Annotated in this window: 14 protein-coding genes; 9 read left to right on the top strand and 5 right to left on the bottom strand. The window is 65.3% G+C overall.

Translation table 11 applies throughout. The features are described 5' to 3' along the window. The first annotated feature begins 40 nt into the window (after nucleotides 1-40). Together arfA and HCR84_RS12785 are read left to right on the top strand one after the other, a co-directional pair. Nucleotides 41-1,546, top strand: coding sequence for an arabinosylfuranosidase ArfA (gene arfA / locus HCR84_RS12780; protein ID WP_166980448.1), 1,506 nt, complete (start codon nucleotides 41-43; stop codon nucleotides 1,544-1,546). 87 nt (nucleotides 1,547-1,633) lie between these two features. Beyond that, nucleotides 1,634-2,281: a CGNR zinc finger domain-containing protein gene (locus HCR84_RS12785; protein WP_235940679.1), complete on the top strand. Its 648-nt coding sequence runs from the start codon at nucleotides 1,634-1,636 to the stop codon at nucleotides 2,279-2,281. Here the strand turns inward: HCR84_RS12785 and HCR84_RS12790 are convergent. Next, on the bottom strand, nucleotides 2,263-2,868 hold the full coding sequence (locus HCR84_RS12790) for a 2-phosphosulfolactate phosphatase (RefSeq protein WP_244972480.1): 606 nt from the start codon (nucleotides 2,866-2,868) through the stop codon (nucleotides 2,263-2,265). The two genes, HCR84_RS12785 and HCR84_RS12790, sit on opposite strands and share 19 nt — an antisense overlap. Before the next feature lie 67 nt (nucleotides 2,869-2,935). Then, entirely contained in the window at nucleotides 2,936-3,442 is a 507-nt protein-coding gene (locus tag HCR84_RS12795) for an EVE domain-containing protein (RefSeq protein WP_166980444.1), read from the bottom strand. Between the two features lie 45 nt (nucleotides 3,443-3,487). Between HCR84_RS12795 and HCR84_RS12800 the strand changes: the two genes are divergently transcribed. Continuing rightward, a complete protein-coding gene (locus HCR84_RS12800; protein WP_166980442.1) occupies nucleotides 3,488-4,000 on the top strand; it encodes a hypothetical protein in 513 nt (170 codons plus the stop codon). Between the two features lie 169 nt (nucleotides 4,001-4,169). Next, nucleotides 4,170-5,717 (top strand): DEAD/DEAH box helicase, encoded by a 1,548-nt coding sequence (locus HCR84_RS12805; RefSeq protein ID WP_166980440.1) that lies wholly within the window; start codon nucleotides 4,170-4,172, stop codon nucleotides 5,715-5,717. Nucleotides 5,718-5,864: 147 nt separating this feature from the next. Here HCR84_RS12805 and HCR84_RS12810 read toward each other — a convergent pair whose 3' ends face one another. Beyond that, entirely contained in the window at nucleotides 5,865-6,392 is a 528-nt protein-coding gene (locus HCR84_RS12810; protein WP_166980438.1) for a GNAT family N-acetyltransferase, read from the bottom strand. 94 nt (nucleotides 6,393-6,486) lie between these two features. On the opposite strand from HCR84_RS12810, the gene HCR84_RS12815 reads away from it, so the two are divergent. Both HCR84_RS12815 and HCR84_RS12820 read left to right on the top strand, forming a co-directional pair. Further along, entirely contained in the window at nucleotides 6,487-7,002 is a 516-nt protein-coding gene (locus HCR84_RS12815; RefSeq protein ID WP_166980436.1) for a GNAT family N-acetyltransferase, read from the top strand. 35 nt (nucleotides 7,003-7,037) lie between these two features. Beyond that, a complete protein-coding gene (locus HCR84_RS12820; RefSeq protein ID WP_166980434.1) occupies nucleotides 7,038-10,061 on the top strand; it encodes an alpha-mannosidase in 3,024 nt (1,007 codons plus the stop codon). 28 nt (nucleotides 10,062-10,089) lie between these two features. Here the strand turns inward: HCR84_RS12820 and HCR84_RS12825 are convergent, their stop codons facing one another. After that, entirely contained in the window at nucleotides 10,090-11,385 is a 1,296-nt protein-coding gene (locus tag HCR84_RS12825) for a DUF998 domain-containing protein (RefSeq protein WP_244972614.1), read from the bottom strand. Between the two features lie 38 nt (nucleotides 11,386-11,423). Beyond that, nucleotides 11,424-12,002 (bottom strand): NUDIX hydrolase family protein, encoded by a 579-nt coding sequence (locus HCR84_RS12830; protein ID WP_166980430.1) that lies wholly within the window; start codon nucleotides 12,000-12,002, stop codon nucleotides 11,424-11,426. Between the two features lie 87 nt (nucleotides 12,003-12,089). Here HCR84_RS12830 and HCR84_RS12835 point away from each other — a divergent pair, with 87 nt between their 5' ends. The 3 genes from HCR84_RS12835 (at nucleotide 12,090) to HCR84_RS12845 (ending at nucleotide 14,733) form a co-directional block, all read left to right on the top strand. Beyond that, nucleotides 12,090-12,743, top strand: a complete 654-nt coding sequence (locus tag HCR84_RS12835; RefSeq protein ID WP_166980428.1) for an alpha/beta hydrolase — start codon at nucleotides 12,090-12,092, stop codon at nucleotides 12,741-12,743. A gap of 9 nt (nucleotides 12,744-12,752) precedes the next feature. Next, the gene (locus HCR84_RS12840) at nucleotides 12,753-13,190 is read left to right on the top strand and encodes an arsenate reductase ArsC (RefSeq protein WP_434063541.1); all 438 of its coding nucleotides are present in this window, start codon (nucleotides 12,753-12,755) and stop codon (nucleotides 13,188-13,190) included. Nucleotides 13,191-13,359: 169 nt separating this feature from the next. Continuing rightward, entirely contained in the window at nucleotides 13,360-14,733 is a 1,374-nt protein-coding gene (locus HCR84_RS12845) for an HNH endonuclease signature motif containing protein (protein ID WP_166980426.1), read from the top strand. The last annotated feature ends 412 nt before the right edge of the window (nucleotides 14,734-15,145 follow it).

The following is a 15,145-nucleotide window of genomic DNA, read 5'->3' on the forward strand; positions in this document are numbered from 1 at the left end:
GACACCCCGTCTGTTCGCATTCACAGTCAAAGGTTTTTTTATGACCAGAGCAACCATCCTCGCCCGCCGCGATGACGCTGTAGCGTCAGTGGATCGGCGCATCTTCGGCACATTCGTCGAGCACCTGGGCCGATGCGTCTACACCGGAATCTACGAGCCCGAGCACTCGACAGCGAATGCAGACGGCTTCCGTCTCGATGTCGTCGATCTGGTCAAGGAACTGGGAACGACGACTGTCCGCTATCCGGGCGGCAACTTTGTCTCGGGGTTCCGCTGGGAAGACAGCGTCGGCCCTCGAGACAAGCGACCAGTGCGCCGCGATCTCGCGTGGCACTCGCTCGAGACGAACCAGGTGGGAGTCGACGAGTTCGCTCGTTGGCTTGCCCTGACGGACTCCGAGCTCATGATGGCCGCCAACCTCGGCACGCGTGGGATTGAAGAGGCCCTCGACCTGCTCGAGTACTGCAACCATCCGTCGGGAACGGCGCTGAGCGACCAGCGCATCGCGAACGGCACAACAGAGCCTCACGGCATCCGGATGTGGTGCCTCGGGAACGAGATGGACGGCCCCTGGCAGACCGGCTACCGAAGCGCCGAGGATTACGGCACCCTCGCCGCGCGAACGGCCCAGGCGATGAAGGCGGCAGACAATGATCTTGAGCTGGTCGTGTGCGGATCTTCTGGCTCGGGAATGCCGACGTTCGGCGACTGGGAGCGCACGGTCCTCGAGCACACATACGAGCACGTCGATTTCATCTCGTGTCACGCGTACTACCAGGAGCGAGGCGGCGACCTCGGCTCGTACCTCGCCTCATCGCTCGACATGCAGTACTTCATCGATACAGTCGTCGCGACGGCGGATCACGTCGGCCGAAAACTCCGCAGCTCGAAGCAGATTCAGCTGTCGTTTGACGAATGGAACATCTGGTATCTCGACGAGCACCGCGCGTCAGATGAAGTCAACGATGAATGGCAGGTTGCGCCCCGTCAGCTCGAAGACACGTATTCCGTCGCCGACGCTGTGGTGCTCGGTGGCCTGCTGATCACGCTGCTGAAGAATCACGCTCGAGTGAGGTCGGCATCATTGGCCCAGCTCGTCAATGTGATTGCTCCGATCAGAACCGAGCCTGGCGGTGATGCCTGGCGGCAGACGACGTTCTTCCCGTTCTCAGCGACAAGCAGGCTCGCGCGCGGCACCGTGATTGTTCCACGCATCGATGCACCCACGTATGCGACCGCCGTCCACGGGGAGGCACCTCTCATCGATTCCGTGATGACCCACGACGACGACTCGGTCTCTGTCTTCCTCGTGAACCGCAGCCTGACCGAACCAGTTGATCTGACAATCGACCTCACTGAGTTTCAGGTCACATCTCTCGCGGAGGCGGCAACGCTTCACGATGACGACGTGTACGCGAAGAACACGATCGATGATCAGGAGCGCGTCGGTCTGAAGCCGCTTCACGGGGCAGAACTGGTCGACGGGGTCCTGGCTCTTCGTCTCCCTCCGGTGTCGTGGAGCGCCGTAGCCGCTCACCGGGCGTAGCGATGGAAGGCTCGGCACCGGCTGCCGGGCCTACTCGCGTTGACCGCGGCCCGCTCGTTCGCGATGACGACCGGCTAGAGTGAATGCGTGATTTCGGGGGAAAGACGATCGGAGACCGGGCAATGGCTCGAGTCTCGCGAGGGAACCCGCTGGTGGTTTGACAGCGGCGCGCTGTGCCTCGATTTCGCATATACCGGGCCCATGGGCGACACCGGCGATGGGCACGCGGCCAGCTGGGAGCAGCTGGTGAACACCGCAGACCTCGACGACTGGCTGGCGGATCGGAATGCCGTGGCAGCATCCGCCGACCGCGATCTGCGCGACGCGCACACGCTGCGCGAGGCGATCGCTCACGTCACCCTCGCCGTCGCCGCGAATAAGCAGCCGCTGCGACGCGACATCGACATGATCAACCTGTACGCGGCCACGCCCGACCTGCCGCCGAGGCTCGATGGCGGCTCACGCCAGGCCGGTCGCACGCTGCCCCGCGCAGCGCAGGCACTCTCGACGATTGCGCGCGATGCCGTCGCCGTGTTCAGCGGCGAGCGCAACGGAACGATTCGCGCCTGTGATGCCGATGACTGCGGCCTTCTCTACTTCGACACGTCTCGCGCTGGAACGCGACGCTGGTGCTCGATGCAGCGCTGTGGAAATCGGCACAAGGTGCGTCAGCATCGTGCCAGGCAGCGGGCGAAGAGCGCGGCCCTCGCCGATTCTCAGCTGGCCACCCAGTAGCCGTCGTCGCCGAGCACGGGAACACGCTTGCTCGCATCGATCTTTCCTGCCGCGACGACCGCGTCGCGTCTGCCCTCTGCGATGAGCCGTTGACCGGCTGTCGACGCCGTGTACAGATGCCCGATCGCGCGTTCAAGCCCCGTGAACGCTGCACACGCGGCCGCTGCTTCGGGAGACGCGTAGTCGATGCCGACGGCGGCGAGCGCATCGATGACGGCGCCTGCCGCGAACAGTGCGTCGACGGCGAACCCTGAGCCGACGGCATCCGGATCAGTCTCGGCAACGATCGCAACGCGCACGCGTTCGCCGCGGTCGACCTGATGCTGAAGCACGTACGTCGCCACGGCCGTTCGGTTGCCCAGCGAGGCGGCCAAGACGCAGGCGCCAGAGGCGAGGGCAGCATCCACGATGGCCGTGTCAGCGCGCTCGCGCCCATGCGCCTCGACGACCGCTGACGTCTGGCGGGCGCCGGCGATGCCCTGCACCACGATGATGACGCCCGCTCCGTCGGCGACGGCCGACAATCCCGCTGTCCCCCACTCGAAACGCACCTCATACCGGCCCTGCTGATTGTCTGCTGTGCTCACGCCCCCAGAATAGGCGGGTCGCTGACGCAGAGCGCGGAGTGTTTCACCGCATGACGGCGGAGACCGGTCAGTACCAGGTGGGGCCCTCGCGCGGTCGGGACACCACATCGCCGATGACGCGGTCGTGGGGGTGACGATCTTCGGGGGCCGGCATGCGCATCGCGGCGCGAATGGCGTCCCAATCGTGGCGGCTGAGCTCGACAAGGCCCGACCGCAGCTTCATTCCCCAGTTGCGACTCGACCGCGTGAGATCGAGGTGCGGCTTGAGGGGCCGAATCGGCGCTTCGATCGCCGGGCGGTACCAATCGATGCGGCGACGCCACTGGCGAGCGGATGCATCGGCACGCCGATCTGCCGAGTACACGTCATCGTCGGCGACGCGACCGATGGCTGTGAAGGCCCGCAGCGGCTCGCCATCGAGTGTCTCCCTCGGCGAGTAATAGACGAGTCCATCTGCCTCGTTCAGCCTGCTGATCGCCTCGCGGCTGCCGTGGTTCAGCTGCCCGATGCCCAGGCGCACGGCGTCGCGCACGTGGTCGCGCTGCACCACGCCGAGCCAGTACCTGATAGCCATGTGCTATTTCTACCTGATGCAGGCGACACGGTGCAGACTGAAGACATGTACGTGCAGCTGAAACTCGTGCTCGACACCGATCCGTCTGCCGCGTGGCGCGCCCTCAGATCACCGTCTGTCATGCGCGAGCTGTACGCTCCCTTCCTCAACGTCAACGCCGCACGCGCCGGGAGCGGAACGCTTTGGCAGAACACCGCAGACGAGATTCCGCTCACGCTCGCCGGGCTCGTTCCCCTCGGACGCCAGCTCATCGAACTCGATTACGACGAGACGAGCCACCCCGGCGTGAAGATTCTTCGCGATACAGGTTCCCCGCTGACGGGGCCGCTGAGTGCTCTGCGCGGATGGAACCACCGTATGGCGGTCTCACCAACAGCCGACGACCCGGGCCGCACCCTGTTTCGCGACAGGCTGAGCTTTCACGGGACCTCCGCCGGGGCATACTGGTACCCGCTGTGGGTGATGTGGCAGTGGCGCGGCTCGCGGCTGCGCGACATGGCTCCGAGTTGGGCATTCGACCCTGAATTGCAGCACGAGCCTGACACTCAGCATCCATGAGTTATAGTTGACACACTTGCGGGCAGCGTTATGCCCCTTGCGTCGTAGAACGCTCCCTCTCCCCGGAAACGGGTCGATGACTTTCATACGGCGAACGAATGCGCGATCCCGTGCCTTCGCCACTCTTCCGCCCTCTGTGAAGTGCGGATCTCGATGCCTGAAAGGCACCATGTCAGACAACACATTCGGCGCGCTCGGCGTGCCCGCTCCCCTTGTTAGCGTCCTCGCGAAGGACGGCAAGTCGGAAGCGTTTCCCATTCAGATCGACACGCTTCCCGACACGCTCGGCGGGCGCGACGTGCTCGGCCGCGGCCGTACAGGCAGCGGCAAGACGCTCGCCTTCTCCATTCCGATGGTTGCGCGTCTCGGCACAGAGCTCGCCGGAGGCAAGCGCCGCCCCGGCCGCCCCCTCGGGCTTGTGCTCGCCCCGACGCGTGAGCTCGCCACGCAGATCGACGCCGTTCTCGCGCCGCTCGCCGCGGCATACGGCATGAAGACCACAACCATCTACGGCGGCATCAACCAGCGTCGCCAGGTTGAGGCGCTGAATGCAGGCGTCGACATCATCGTCGCCTGCCCCGGGCGCCTCGAAGACCTCATGAACCAGGGTCACGTGCGCCTCGACGCCATCGAGGTCACCGTGCTCGACGAGGCAGACCACATGGCCGACCTCGGCTTTCTTCCCGTCGTCACGCGCATTCTCAACGCGACACCGGAAAACGGCCAGCGGATGCTGTTCTCGGCAACGCTCGACAACGGCGTTGACAAGATCGTCAAGCGCTTCCTTCACAACCCCGTCACGCACTCGGTCGACGACGAAACGAGCCCCGTCGAAGCGATGACACACCACGTGTTCTTCGTCGCCGACGCCGACGCCAAGAAGTCACTCGTCGAGAAGCTCGCGTCGGGGCGCGGCCGCCGCATTCTCTTCACCCGCACCAAGCACCATGCAAAGAAGCTGGCGCGGCAGCTGACAGCATCCGGAATTCCTTCCGTCGACCTGCACGGCAACCTGTCGCAGCCGCAGCGCGACCGCAACCTCGCAGCGTTCAGCGACGGCAGCGCCCGCGTGCTCGTCGCCACCGACGTTGCAGCGCGTGGAGTGCACGTCGACAACGTCGAGCTTGTCGTTCACGTCGACCCGCCCGTCGAGCACAAGGCGTACCTGCACCGCTCGGGCCGCACGGCGCGTGCCGGCAGCGCGGGAACCGTCGCAACGGTGTGCCTTCCGGTGCAGCGCGATGACCTGAAGAAGATTCTGCGCAAGGCAGCCATCACCGTGACGCCCGAGGCCGTGACCGCCGAGTCGCCCGTCGTCGTCAAGCTCGTCGGCGAAGAGGCTGCGTACGTCAAGCCGGTCGCGAAGCCGGTTCAGCAGCAGGGCGGCGGAACATCGCAGGGCGCCAACGCTCGTCGCAAGCGTGCAAACCGTGGCGGTCAGGATGCTGGCCAGCGCAGTTCTGGTCAGCGCAGTTCTGGCCAGCGCAGTTCTGCACGCGGTGAGCGCAACGATGCACCGCGTCGTGACCGCTCCGGTCGGCCCGCCGCCGCTAAGGCCGGTGCCGGCCAGAGCCGCTCCGGCGGTCGCTCCGGTCAGTCCCGGTCGGGTCAGGGTCGCAGCGCCGGTGCGCCGAGCGTCTACAGCACCTCGTCGTCCGAGTCGTCGGCATCGCGTGGTGGCGGAGAGCGCACGCACCGCCGCGTTTCGTCGCGCTAGTACAGCGCTGACCGGCCCTGTGCCCAACGGGCACTGACGCCTCATACACGTGTGCCACTTTGTGCTGCTTCTTTGATATTGAGCAGCACAAAGTGGCACACGTTTTGCGCGGGCTGTGCGGGGCACAGCAAGGAGGGAGGGCGCCAGTCAGGCAGGTGACCCAGCAAGGCGCTGAAACAGCACGTGGTCCTGCCACATGCCCGCAATGCGCAGATACTCCGGGGCACGCCCATACCGGGTGAACCCCGCCTTCTCGAGCACCCGCTGCGACGCAGCATTGTGAACGAGCGTCGCCGCCTCAACGCGGTGCAGCCCCAACTCGTCGAACGCGTACCGCACGGTCGCCCCCACAGCATCCGTCGCCAGCCCACGCCCATTCGCAGTCTCGGCGACCCAGTAGCCGATGCTCGCCGAGAGAAAAGCGCCGCGCACGATGCCGGCCAGAGTGATGCGGCCCACGATCTCGCCCGCCCCGCCCAGAATGGCGAACGGCACTCCCGTCCCGCTGTCAAACGCGCCGATGGCCCTCTCGATCTCGAGGCGCTGCCCCTCGGGAGTCGGGTACGACGACGAACGATGAGGCTGCCACGGGGCGAGGAAATCGCCGTTCGCTGTGACAAGACGAGAGAGCTCGTCGGCATCCGAAAGGCGCAGAATTCGCACGGTACCGGGCATTGGCTCATTCTCGCACCAAACCGGGCGGTGACGGCGGCACCCGCGGGCATCCGCTCGATTATGACGCGGCGCGATCTCGGGGTACCTTCTCGATATGGACACCACGGATGCTGTCGCTCCTACCGTCGACATCGTCGTTCGCCCCGCGCGCGACGTCGATGCCGAATCACTCGGCCGCGTGCACGCGAAGTGCTGGCACGAGACGTACGACCACCTGATCAGCACTGCCGCGCTCGAGCGCGTTTCCCCCTTGCGCCTCGCCGAGCTCTGGACCCACTGGACGAAGCAGGGCGACGAGTACCACCAGTACGTCGCGCTCGTCGACGGCGAGATCGTCGGCTTTGTCGGCTCGGGCCCTGCCCGCGACGAGGATGCTCCGCGCGATCGTGAGCTCTACTACCTCTACCTGCTCGCGGCGTTCCACGGCACGGGCATCGGCCAGCAGCTTTTTGACGCCGCATGCGCAGACCGCGCCGGCTACCTGTGGGTCGCCGACGACAACCCCCGCGCGCACGCCTTCTACAAGCGCAATGGCCTCACGCGAGACGGCGCGCAGCAGGTGCAGCCGTTTCTCGGCGAGGAGCTGCTCGAGGTGCGGCTGGTCCGCTGACGCACAGCCGCACGTGACATACAGGCGCATTCGACATGCACGATGAAACGTCACTCACCGTCGGGCGCGGCACGCGTGTCTTGACTGAGCGCGTCAGACCGGCGATCTACTCGGCGTCGACGCCTCTGACCGTTGGTGCTCACACGCTGCCCGGCGAGCCGATTGCGGTCGCCGATGGGCTTGCGCTCGACTTCGCGCCGTTCGAGGTCGGCACGTCGTGGGGCCCGGCGTGGGGAACTACCTGGTTTAGGCTCACGGGCGAGGTGCCCGACGCCTGGAGCGCCCGCCGCGTCGAGGCACGCATCGACCTCGGCTTCGACATCACCATGACGGGGTTCCAGTGCGAGGCGCTCGTCTATCGTGCAGACGGCACGCCCGTGAAGAGCATCAACCCGCGCAACCAGTGGGTTCCCATTTCGGATGCTGCCGCTGGCGGCGAGCCGATCGAGCTGTACCTCGAAGCAGCATCCAACCCCGTTCTTCTCGACGACCACCCCTTCTTGCCGACGCAGCAAGGCGACATCGAGACGTCGTCGCCCGAGCCGCTGTACCGCACGCGGCGCATGGAGCTCGCCGTGTTCGAGCCCGAGGTGTTCGAGCTCTCGCTCGATCTGGCGGTGCTGCTCGACCTGCAGGCCCAGCTCCCGCCAACCGGGCCACGCCGCCTGCGCATTCTGCAGGCGCTCGACAACGCGCTTGACCGGCTCGATCTGCAGAACATCGTCGAGACGGCATCCGATGCGCGCGCCGAGCTGCGCGACGTTCTCGATTCACCCGCCGAGGCGAGCAGTCACCGCATCGCAGCCATCGGGCACGCGCACATCGACTCCGCCTGGCTGTGGCCCGTGCGCGAGACGATCCGCAAGGTGTCCCGCACCACGTCGTCGATGACCGAGCTCATCGACAGCGACCCCGATTTTCTATACGGCATGTCGAGCGCCCAGCAGTACGAGTGGATCAAGCAGCATCGCCCCGAGGTCTATGAGCGAGTGACGGATGCTGTCGCGAAGGGCCGCTTCCTCCCTCTCGGCGGCATGTGGGTCGAGTCTGACACCGTCATGCCGACCGGCGAATCGATCGCGCGCCAGTTCGCGTACGGCCAGCGCTTCTTCGAGACCGAGTTCGGCATCCGCTCGAAGGGCGTGTGGCTTCCCGACAGCTTCGGGTACTCCCCCGCGCTGCCGCAGCTCATGCGCCGCGCCGGGTTCGAGTGGTTCTTCACGCAGAAGATCTCGTGGAACCAGCGCAACGTCTTTCCCCATCACTCTTTCCTCTGGGAGGGCATCGACGGGTCGCGCATGTTCACCCACTTTCCGCCGATGGACACCTACAGTTCGGAGCTCTCGGGGGCAGAGGTCGCGAGATCGTCGCGGCAGTTCACCGAGAGCCGCGTGGCAACGCAATCCATCGCGCCAGTCGGCTGGGGCGACGGCGGCGGGGGCACGACGCGCGAGATGACCGGAACGGCACGGCGGCTGGCGAACCTCGAGGGAAGCGCGCGCGTGCAGTGGCGGCATCCGGACGAGTTCTTCGACGCGGCGAAGGCCGAGCTCACAGACCCAGCGGTCTGGGTCGGCGAGCTCTACCTCGAGCTGCACCGCGGCACCCTCACGAGCCAGCACGCGACAAAGGCAGGCAATCGCCGTGCAGAGCAGGCGCTCATCGAGGCCGAGCTGTGGGCAGCGACGGCAGCCGTGCGCGACGGTGCTGCCTACCCGTACGACGAGCTGGATCGCCTGTGGAAGCTTCTTCTGCTGCAGCAGTTTCACGACATTCTGCCCGGCACATCCATCGCCTGGGTACACCGCGAGGCTGCGGCCACGTTTGCCGCGATCGTCGCCGATGCGCAGGCCATCTCGCATGCCGCGCGACACACGCTTGCCGGAGACGGCGATCGCAAGCTGGTGTTCAGCCCGACGTCGATCTCGGGGCCCGTTCCACTTGGCGCAGCTTCCCTCGGGGCGGCGCCCGCCGCGGCATCCGGCCCCTTCGTCTCTCTCACCGAACGCGACGGCGGATTCGTGCTCCAGAACGAGCTGGTCACTGTGACGATCTCGACGGAGGGCCTCGTCACCTCGGCCATCGACGCGAGGAGCGGCCGCGACGCGATCGCGCCGGGTCAGGCCGCCAATCTCATTCAGCTGCACCAGGACTTTCCCAACAAATGGGATGCCTGGGACATCGACAGCTTCTACCGCAACCGCGTCGCCGAGCTGCGCGACACTGACTCGCTCGCGGGGAAGGTGGTCGACGGCACCGCCGAGATCACGCTCGAGCGCCGCTTCTCGGCATCCTCTCTGCGCCAGACGATCTCGCTCGCACCCCGCTCGCGCACGGTGATGCTGCGCACCGAGATCGACTGGAACGAAACAGAGAAGCTGCTCAAACTTGCATTCCCGCTCGACGTGCAGGCTGCGAACACAGAGGCCGAGACGCAGTTTGGCTTTCAGGCGCGCCCGACCCACGTGAACACGAGCTGGGAAGCGGCGAAGTTCGAGACGTCAATGCACCGCTTCGTGCTTGTGCGCGAACCCGATTTCGGCGTCGCCCTCGTAAACGATTCGATCTACGGCTACGACACAACGAGAGATTCGACGGATGCCGGAGTCTCCACGACCGTGCGGCTCTCACTGCTGCGCGCACCCCGTTTTCCCGACCCCGCCACCGACCACGGAACACACGTGATCACGACGGGCCTCGTGATCGGCGCGACACCCGAGAGCGCGACGGCTGCGGGCATCGAGCTGAATGCGCCGGCAACGCTCGTCACCGGCGCGAACGACGTGGCGCCACTTGTCTGCGTCACCGGCTCAGCTTCAGCCTCGGGCGACGGCATCGTCGTCTCGAGCGTCAAGCTCGCTGATGACCGCTCGGGCGACGTTGTCGTGCGTGTCTACGAGTCGCGCGGTCGCCGCGCCACGGGAGCGCTCAATGTGGGCTTTGCGCACAACGGCATCCGCGAGGTTTCACTCATCGAAGACGAGATTCCGGATGCCCGAACGGGCACCGAATTCTCGCTCACACCGTTCGAGGTGCGCACGTTCCGCATCGCCCGCTGAGCGGGCGAGCTCGGCACGATGACAAGCGTCAGCGGCGCAAGCCCGTGTCGTCGGGGTTCGGAAGAGGCGGCCGTGCCGGAACGTCGTCGGGCAGCGGCATGAACGTCTGCTCGGCTTCGGCGACAGCATCCGGAGTCTGCACTGAGTCATTCACCGGCGCGGCATTCTCGACAGGCACGGCATTCTCGACAGGCACGGCATTCTCAACAGGCACAGCCTCAGCACGTCTCGCGGCCAGCATTGCGGCGAGAAAGCGAACGAACATCGTGATCCACGCGAACAGCACCCCGAAGGCGATGAGTTCGTAGTTCGTGAGCGGCAGAATACCTGGGCCGTAGAACAGCCACGTCGCCCCGATGAGCAGAATGAGGCTTCCGAGCGTCGCCAGAAAGAACGGCAGCGGCATTCCCCGCAAGGCGATGGGTGACACGAGCATGAGCAGGCCGAAGATCGCCGAAAGGCCGACGGCGAAGACGTTGTGCACAGGGACGCTCACGTTGACAGGCACAAGGCCGATGCCCGCGAGAGCCACGCCCATGGCGATGAACAATACCGATACGAGGGGCGCCGCCCGGCGGTAGCGAATCACGCGGGCCGAGTGCAGGTTGCGGATGTCGCGATCGACGTAGAGCGCGAACGTGGTGACGAGAATGCCGGCGACGACGAGAATCGCGTTGAAGCTGATGCTCGGGCGGTTGCCATACGCGCCAAGTGCGCTGATCTGATACCGCCACCAGACGGGGTCCGTCGACGTTGCCATGGCTGTGAGCAGGCCGACACCGACGAAGAGAAACATGCGCTGCGACAGGCTCACGGTGTTGAGTCGCGACACGGCGAGATAGAGCATGTACGCCGCAAGCCCTGTGACGACGGCGCAGCCGATCGACGCGCTCACCGGGTCGATGGTGAGACGCCGAAACGCAAGCTGCACGACGAAAAGGAGAACAGCGGTCGCGAGCGCGCCGAGTGCCGTGTGCACGATTGCGACGACAACGGCATCGAGCAGAAACTTCCATGACGGCAGCTCGAGACGCCACTCCTGGCCGTCAAGTCGGCGCGAGCGCCAGTAGCCCACCCCCGCGGCTAGGGTTCCGAGCACGACGACGGCGCTCACGGAGACCATGCCGATCGACCAGCGGCCCCACTCCCAATCCGTCCAGATCGGCACAGACATGCCGCCGAAGACGATGAACGCGAAAGCCCCGGCGATGAGGGCAGCACTCACCCCGGCGAGGAGCGCTTCGACCTCAACATTGATGCCGCGCCGGCCGTCGCGTCGCGTCGACGCGGAAGCGGCGCGAGCGGGTCGACGAACGGCAGACATCACAGTGTCAAGTGTAGAGAAGAGCGCTGACCCGCCGCTCAGTTAAGACGGCCGACGCTCGCGAGCGCCATGCGCAGCAGAGTGCCGCGCCCGCCCTCCATCTCGGCGGCAACGGCTTCAGACTGCGCCTCCTCCGGCGGCATCCACGTGAGCTCGAGCGCATCCTGTCTGGGTTCGCACGTCCCCGTGACCGGAACGACATAGGCAAGCGAGACGGCGTGCTGCCGTTCGTCACTGAACGGTGAAAGCCCGGGCATGGGAAAGTACTCGGCAATGGTGAACGGCGTCGGCGATGCGGGAAGCAGCGGAAATGCCATGGGTCCGAGATCTTTCTCGAGGTGTCGGAACAGGGCGTCGCGCAGCGTCTCGCCGTACATGACGCGTCCGGAGACGAGTGTGCGCGTCATCTGACCGGTCGCCGTGGCACGCAGCAGAACGCCGACTTCGGTGACGACGCCCATGCCGTCGACGCGAGCGGGCACCGCTTCAACGTAAAGAAGCGGTAGGCGATGCCGAATCTGCTCGAGCTCGATGTCAGTGAGCCAGCCGGGCGCCGGAGTGCCGCGCGGCTCATCCGGCTCGTCGGGCTGATCGGGGTCTGGAGTGCGAACGGCCATGCTCCATTGTTGCAAGGTCGAGCCTCGGCGGTGTCGGAGCGCGCCGGTAAGCTGGTTTTCACAGCGACCATGGGAGGTTTTTCAGCGATGAGCAGTGAGCCGACAAGCACAGTGATCGACCCAGACGCCGTCATCTGGTCGGCATCTGAGGCCGACCGGGAGGGCCGGCCGCTCCTTGTGCTGATGCACGGATACGGGTCACACGAGGGCGACCTCTTCGGTCTCGCACCTTCCCTTCCGCTTGAGCCCGTGATCGCTGCGCTGCGCGCGCCGCATGCCGCACCGTGGCCTCTCGATGGCTGGTCGTGGTTCACGGCAAAAGCCGAAGGTGGCCCCCGTCGAGACGAAGTGAACGACTCGGCGGATGCTGTCATCGCGTGGCTCGACAGTCTCACCGTGAAGCCGACGTCCGTTGGGCTTCTCGGGTTTTCGCAGGGCGGCGCAATGGTGCTGCAGCTTCTGCGGCGCGACCCGAAGCGCTTCGGGTACGGCCTCGTCATGTCGGGGTTCGTGACGCCGGGCGATGAGCCCGGCGATGTCGAGCTCGCAGAGAGCAAACCGCCGGTGTTCTGGGGGCGCGGAACGATCGACGAGGTCATCGCCGATTCGGCGATTGTGCGCACCACCGATTGGCTTCCCGCGCATTCCACACTTTCGGGGCGTATTTACGAGGGCCTCGGGCACGGCATCAATCCGCAGGGCGTCGCCGACGCCCGAGCCTTCATCGAGCGCAACCTCTGACCAGCGCTCATGATGACCTCCGCATCGCCATCGCCATCCCATCCTCCCGTCGTTCTTTTTGTCTGCGTGCACAATGCCGGGCGCTCGCAGATGGCCGCAGGCTTTCTCTCCGCTTTCGGCGGCAACGCCGTTGAGGTGCGCTCGGCGGGGTCGATGCCCGCAGACCAGATCAACCCGACCGCCGTCGAGGCGATGGCCGAGGTTGGCATCGATATCACGGCCGAGACCCCCACGGTGCTCACAACGGATGCTGTGAAAGAAGCGGATGCTGTCGTCACGATGGGCTGCGGCGACGCCTGCCCTGTCTTCCCTGGCAAACGCTACGAAGACTGGCAGCTGGACGATCCGGCGGGGCAGGGCATCGATGCGGTGCGACCGATCCGTGACGAGATCCGCTCGCGCATCCTGACGCTCATGAACGAGCTTGGCATCGAGCGCCGGCGCTAAACCTGAGCCCTAAACCCGAGCACACGGAACCCGAGACACGGACCCCGAGACACGGACCCCGAGACACGGACCCCGAGCACACGCCGGAGCCGTGCGGCTACGCAGATGCGATCTTTCCGCCGTACATATGTTCGACAGGAATGTCGGTGGTTCGTGATGTACTTCGTACATGGTTGATTTCAATGAGTTTGTGAAGCCGCCGGGTGGTGATGATCCGTCTCCTGGTTCGGCTGGGGCGTCTGCTGATCTGTTGTCGGTGATGGTTGACAGTGTTGCGGAGCAGCAGGAGCTGCTTTCGAGCATGCAGGCGCGGGTTTTCATGTTGGTGAGTCGAACTGTGCAGTTCGCGTTGCGCAATGATCGCGTGTTTGTTCGCGACGAGACGGCGTCGCTGGCGTCGCGTGAGGAGTGGACGCGGCGTGCTCTGATCTCCGAGCTTGCTCTCGCTCTTCACCTGTCGGAGCGGAAGGTCGCGTCGATGGTGCAGACCAGTGAGACTCTGGTCACCGAGTTGCCCGAGACGCTGTCGGCGTTGCACGACGGGCAGATCTCGGTGCAGCACGCAGAGATCATGGTCTCGCAAGCTGAAGGGCTTGATGCTCAGCAGAAGCGCGAGTTCGAGTCCACAGCCATTCAGACGGCACTATCGACGACGCCTCCGCAGTTCCGCTCTGCTGCCGCTGCGATTCGTGAGCGGTTGAATCCAGATTCCGCAGCCGAACGCAAGCATCGGGCGATGGAGAACCGTCATATCGAAGTGGCACCGCTTCCGGACGGCATGGGGTGCCTGTCGGTGATCGGCCCGATTGAGAAGATCAAGGGAATCGAGGCAGCAGCCCGCAACACGGCACGGTCGCTGAAAGCGGCTGGCGATGATCGCACGGTGTCACAGATCACCGCAGATGCCGTTCTCGACGCTACGATGACCGGCTTCACCGTTGACGTGTCATCGCGTGAAGAGATTCGGGCGGCGACGATTCGGCCGACGGTGCATGTGACGGTGCCAGTGATGACGTTGCTCGGGCGCTCGAACGAAACCGGCACACTTGACGGGTATGGTCCGATCGATGCCGACACCGCCCGCGAGTTGGCCGCCGATGCACCGAGTTTTACCCGGCTGCTCACCCACCCCGAGACCGGCACCGTGCTCTCTGTCGGGCGCGATAGCTATGCGGTGCCCGCCGATCTGCGTCGGCTTGTCGAGATCCGAGACGAGACCTGCGGATTCGCCGGCTGCAACCGGCCCGCATCGCAGTGCGATATTGATCACCGGAAGGATTGGCAATACGGCGGTCACACCAGCAACGACAACCTGCAGGCCCTCTGCCCAGCGCATCACCAGTTGAAACACGAGTCAACATGGCAGGTGAACCGTGCCGATGACGGCACGATCGTGTGGACGTCTCCGCTGGGACGCCAGTACATGGTTCGCCCCAACGGTGAACCCGGCTTCAAACGAATCGTGAAATTCGAAGAATCGGAGCAGGCAACCGTTCCTGCCGCTCCGGAAAGGAAGCATTTTCCCGACAACCCTCCGTTCTGATCTCGGCGATTCTGAGGCCGGGTTCGTGCACCTGAGTTAACGCGCACAGCTGGTTCCGATCGCGACGTATCGACAAGAACCGGCAGGCCTGGAGCAGAGCCAACACACAGCGCTTCGACTGCGTCGAAGCGGTCTGAGCCGCGCCCCCATCCCGGTGGCCTCGATTTCCTTCGCGACGTCGTAGCGGTCGACACTGCATCTGGCGCGATCTCGCCCCACGATGAGTCGAGCCGCCAGAAGTTTCGGTCGGAGTCCGTTCGGGTGACACTCCTGCCAAAGACCGGCGCGCCCTCCCAGTTGGCCGTCTCACTCGAGCGCCTCGACGCCGTGTCTCAAGATACTCGGTGATGCCGGGATTCCTGAGCGCGAGCAGCGTAGACGCTTGGCCTCCTAACGCATTGTCAATGACGCA

The organism is Paramicrobacterium fandaimingii, from assembly GCF_011751745.2.
GTDB classification, from domain to species: domain Bacteria; phylum Actinomycetota; class Actinomycetes; order Actinomycetales; family Microbacteriaceae; genus Paramicrobacterium; species Paramicrobacterium fandaimingii.

Bases quoted from the DNA above. Each gene is read 5' to 3' on its own strand.
- arfA (WP_166980448.1), top strand. From the start codon at position 41: ATGACCAGAGCAACCATCCTCGCCCGCCGCGATGACGCTGTAGCGTCA.
- HCR84_RS12795 (WP_166980444.1), bottom strand. From the start codon at position 3,442: ATGGCTATCAGGTACTGGCTCGGCGTGGTGCAGCGCGACCACGTGCGC.
- HCR84_RS12800 (WP_166980442.1), top strand. From the start codon at position 3,488: ATGTACGTGCAGCTGAAACTCGTGCTCGACACCGATCCGTCTGCCGCG.
- HCR84_RS12805 (WP_166980440.1), top strand. From the start codon at position 4,170: ATGTCAGACAACACATTCGGCGCGCTCGGCGTGCCCGCTCCCCTTGTT.
- HCR84_RS12810 (WP_166980438.1), bottom strand. From the start codon at position 6,392: ATGCCCGGTACCGTGCGAATTCTGCGCCTTTCGGATGCCGACGAGCTC.
- HCR84_RS12815 (WP_166980436.1), top strand. From the start codon at position 6,487: ATGGACACCACGGATGCTGTCGCTCCTACCGTCGACATCGTCGTTCGC.
- HCR84_RS12820 (WP_166980434.1), top strand. From the start codon at position 7,038: ATGCACGATGAAACGTCACTCACCGTCGGGCGCGGCACGCGTGTCTTG.
- HCR84_RS12825 (WP_244972614.1), bottom strand. From the start codon at position 11,385: ATGTCTGCCGTTCGTCGACCCGCTCGCGCCGCTTCCGCGTCGACGCGA.
- HCR84_RS12830 (WP_166980430.1), bottom strand. From the start codon at position 12,002: ATGGCCGTTCGCACTCCAGACCCCGATCAGCCCGACGAGCCGGATGAG.
- HCR84_RS12835 (WP_166980428.1), top strand. From the start codon at position 12,090: ATGAGCAGTGAGCCGACAAGCACAGTGATCGACCCAGACGCCGTCATC.
- HCR84_RS12840 (WP_434063541.1), top strand. From the start codon at position 12,753: ATGATGACCTCCGCATCGCCATCGCCATCCCATCCTCCCGTCGTTCTT.
- HCR84_RS12845 (WP_166980426.1), top strand. From the start codon at position 13,360: ATGGTTGATTTCAATGAGTTTGTGAAGCCGCCGGGTGGTGATGATCCG.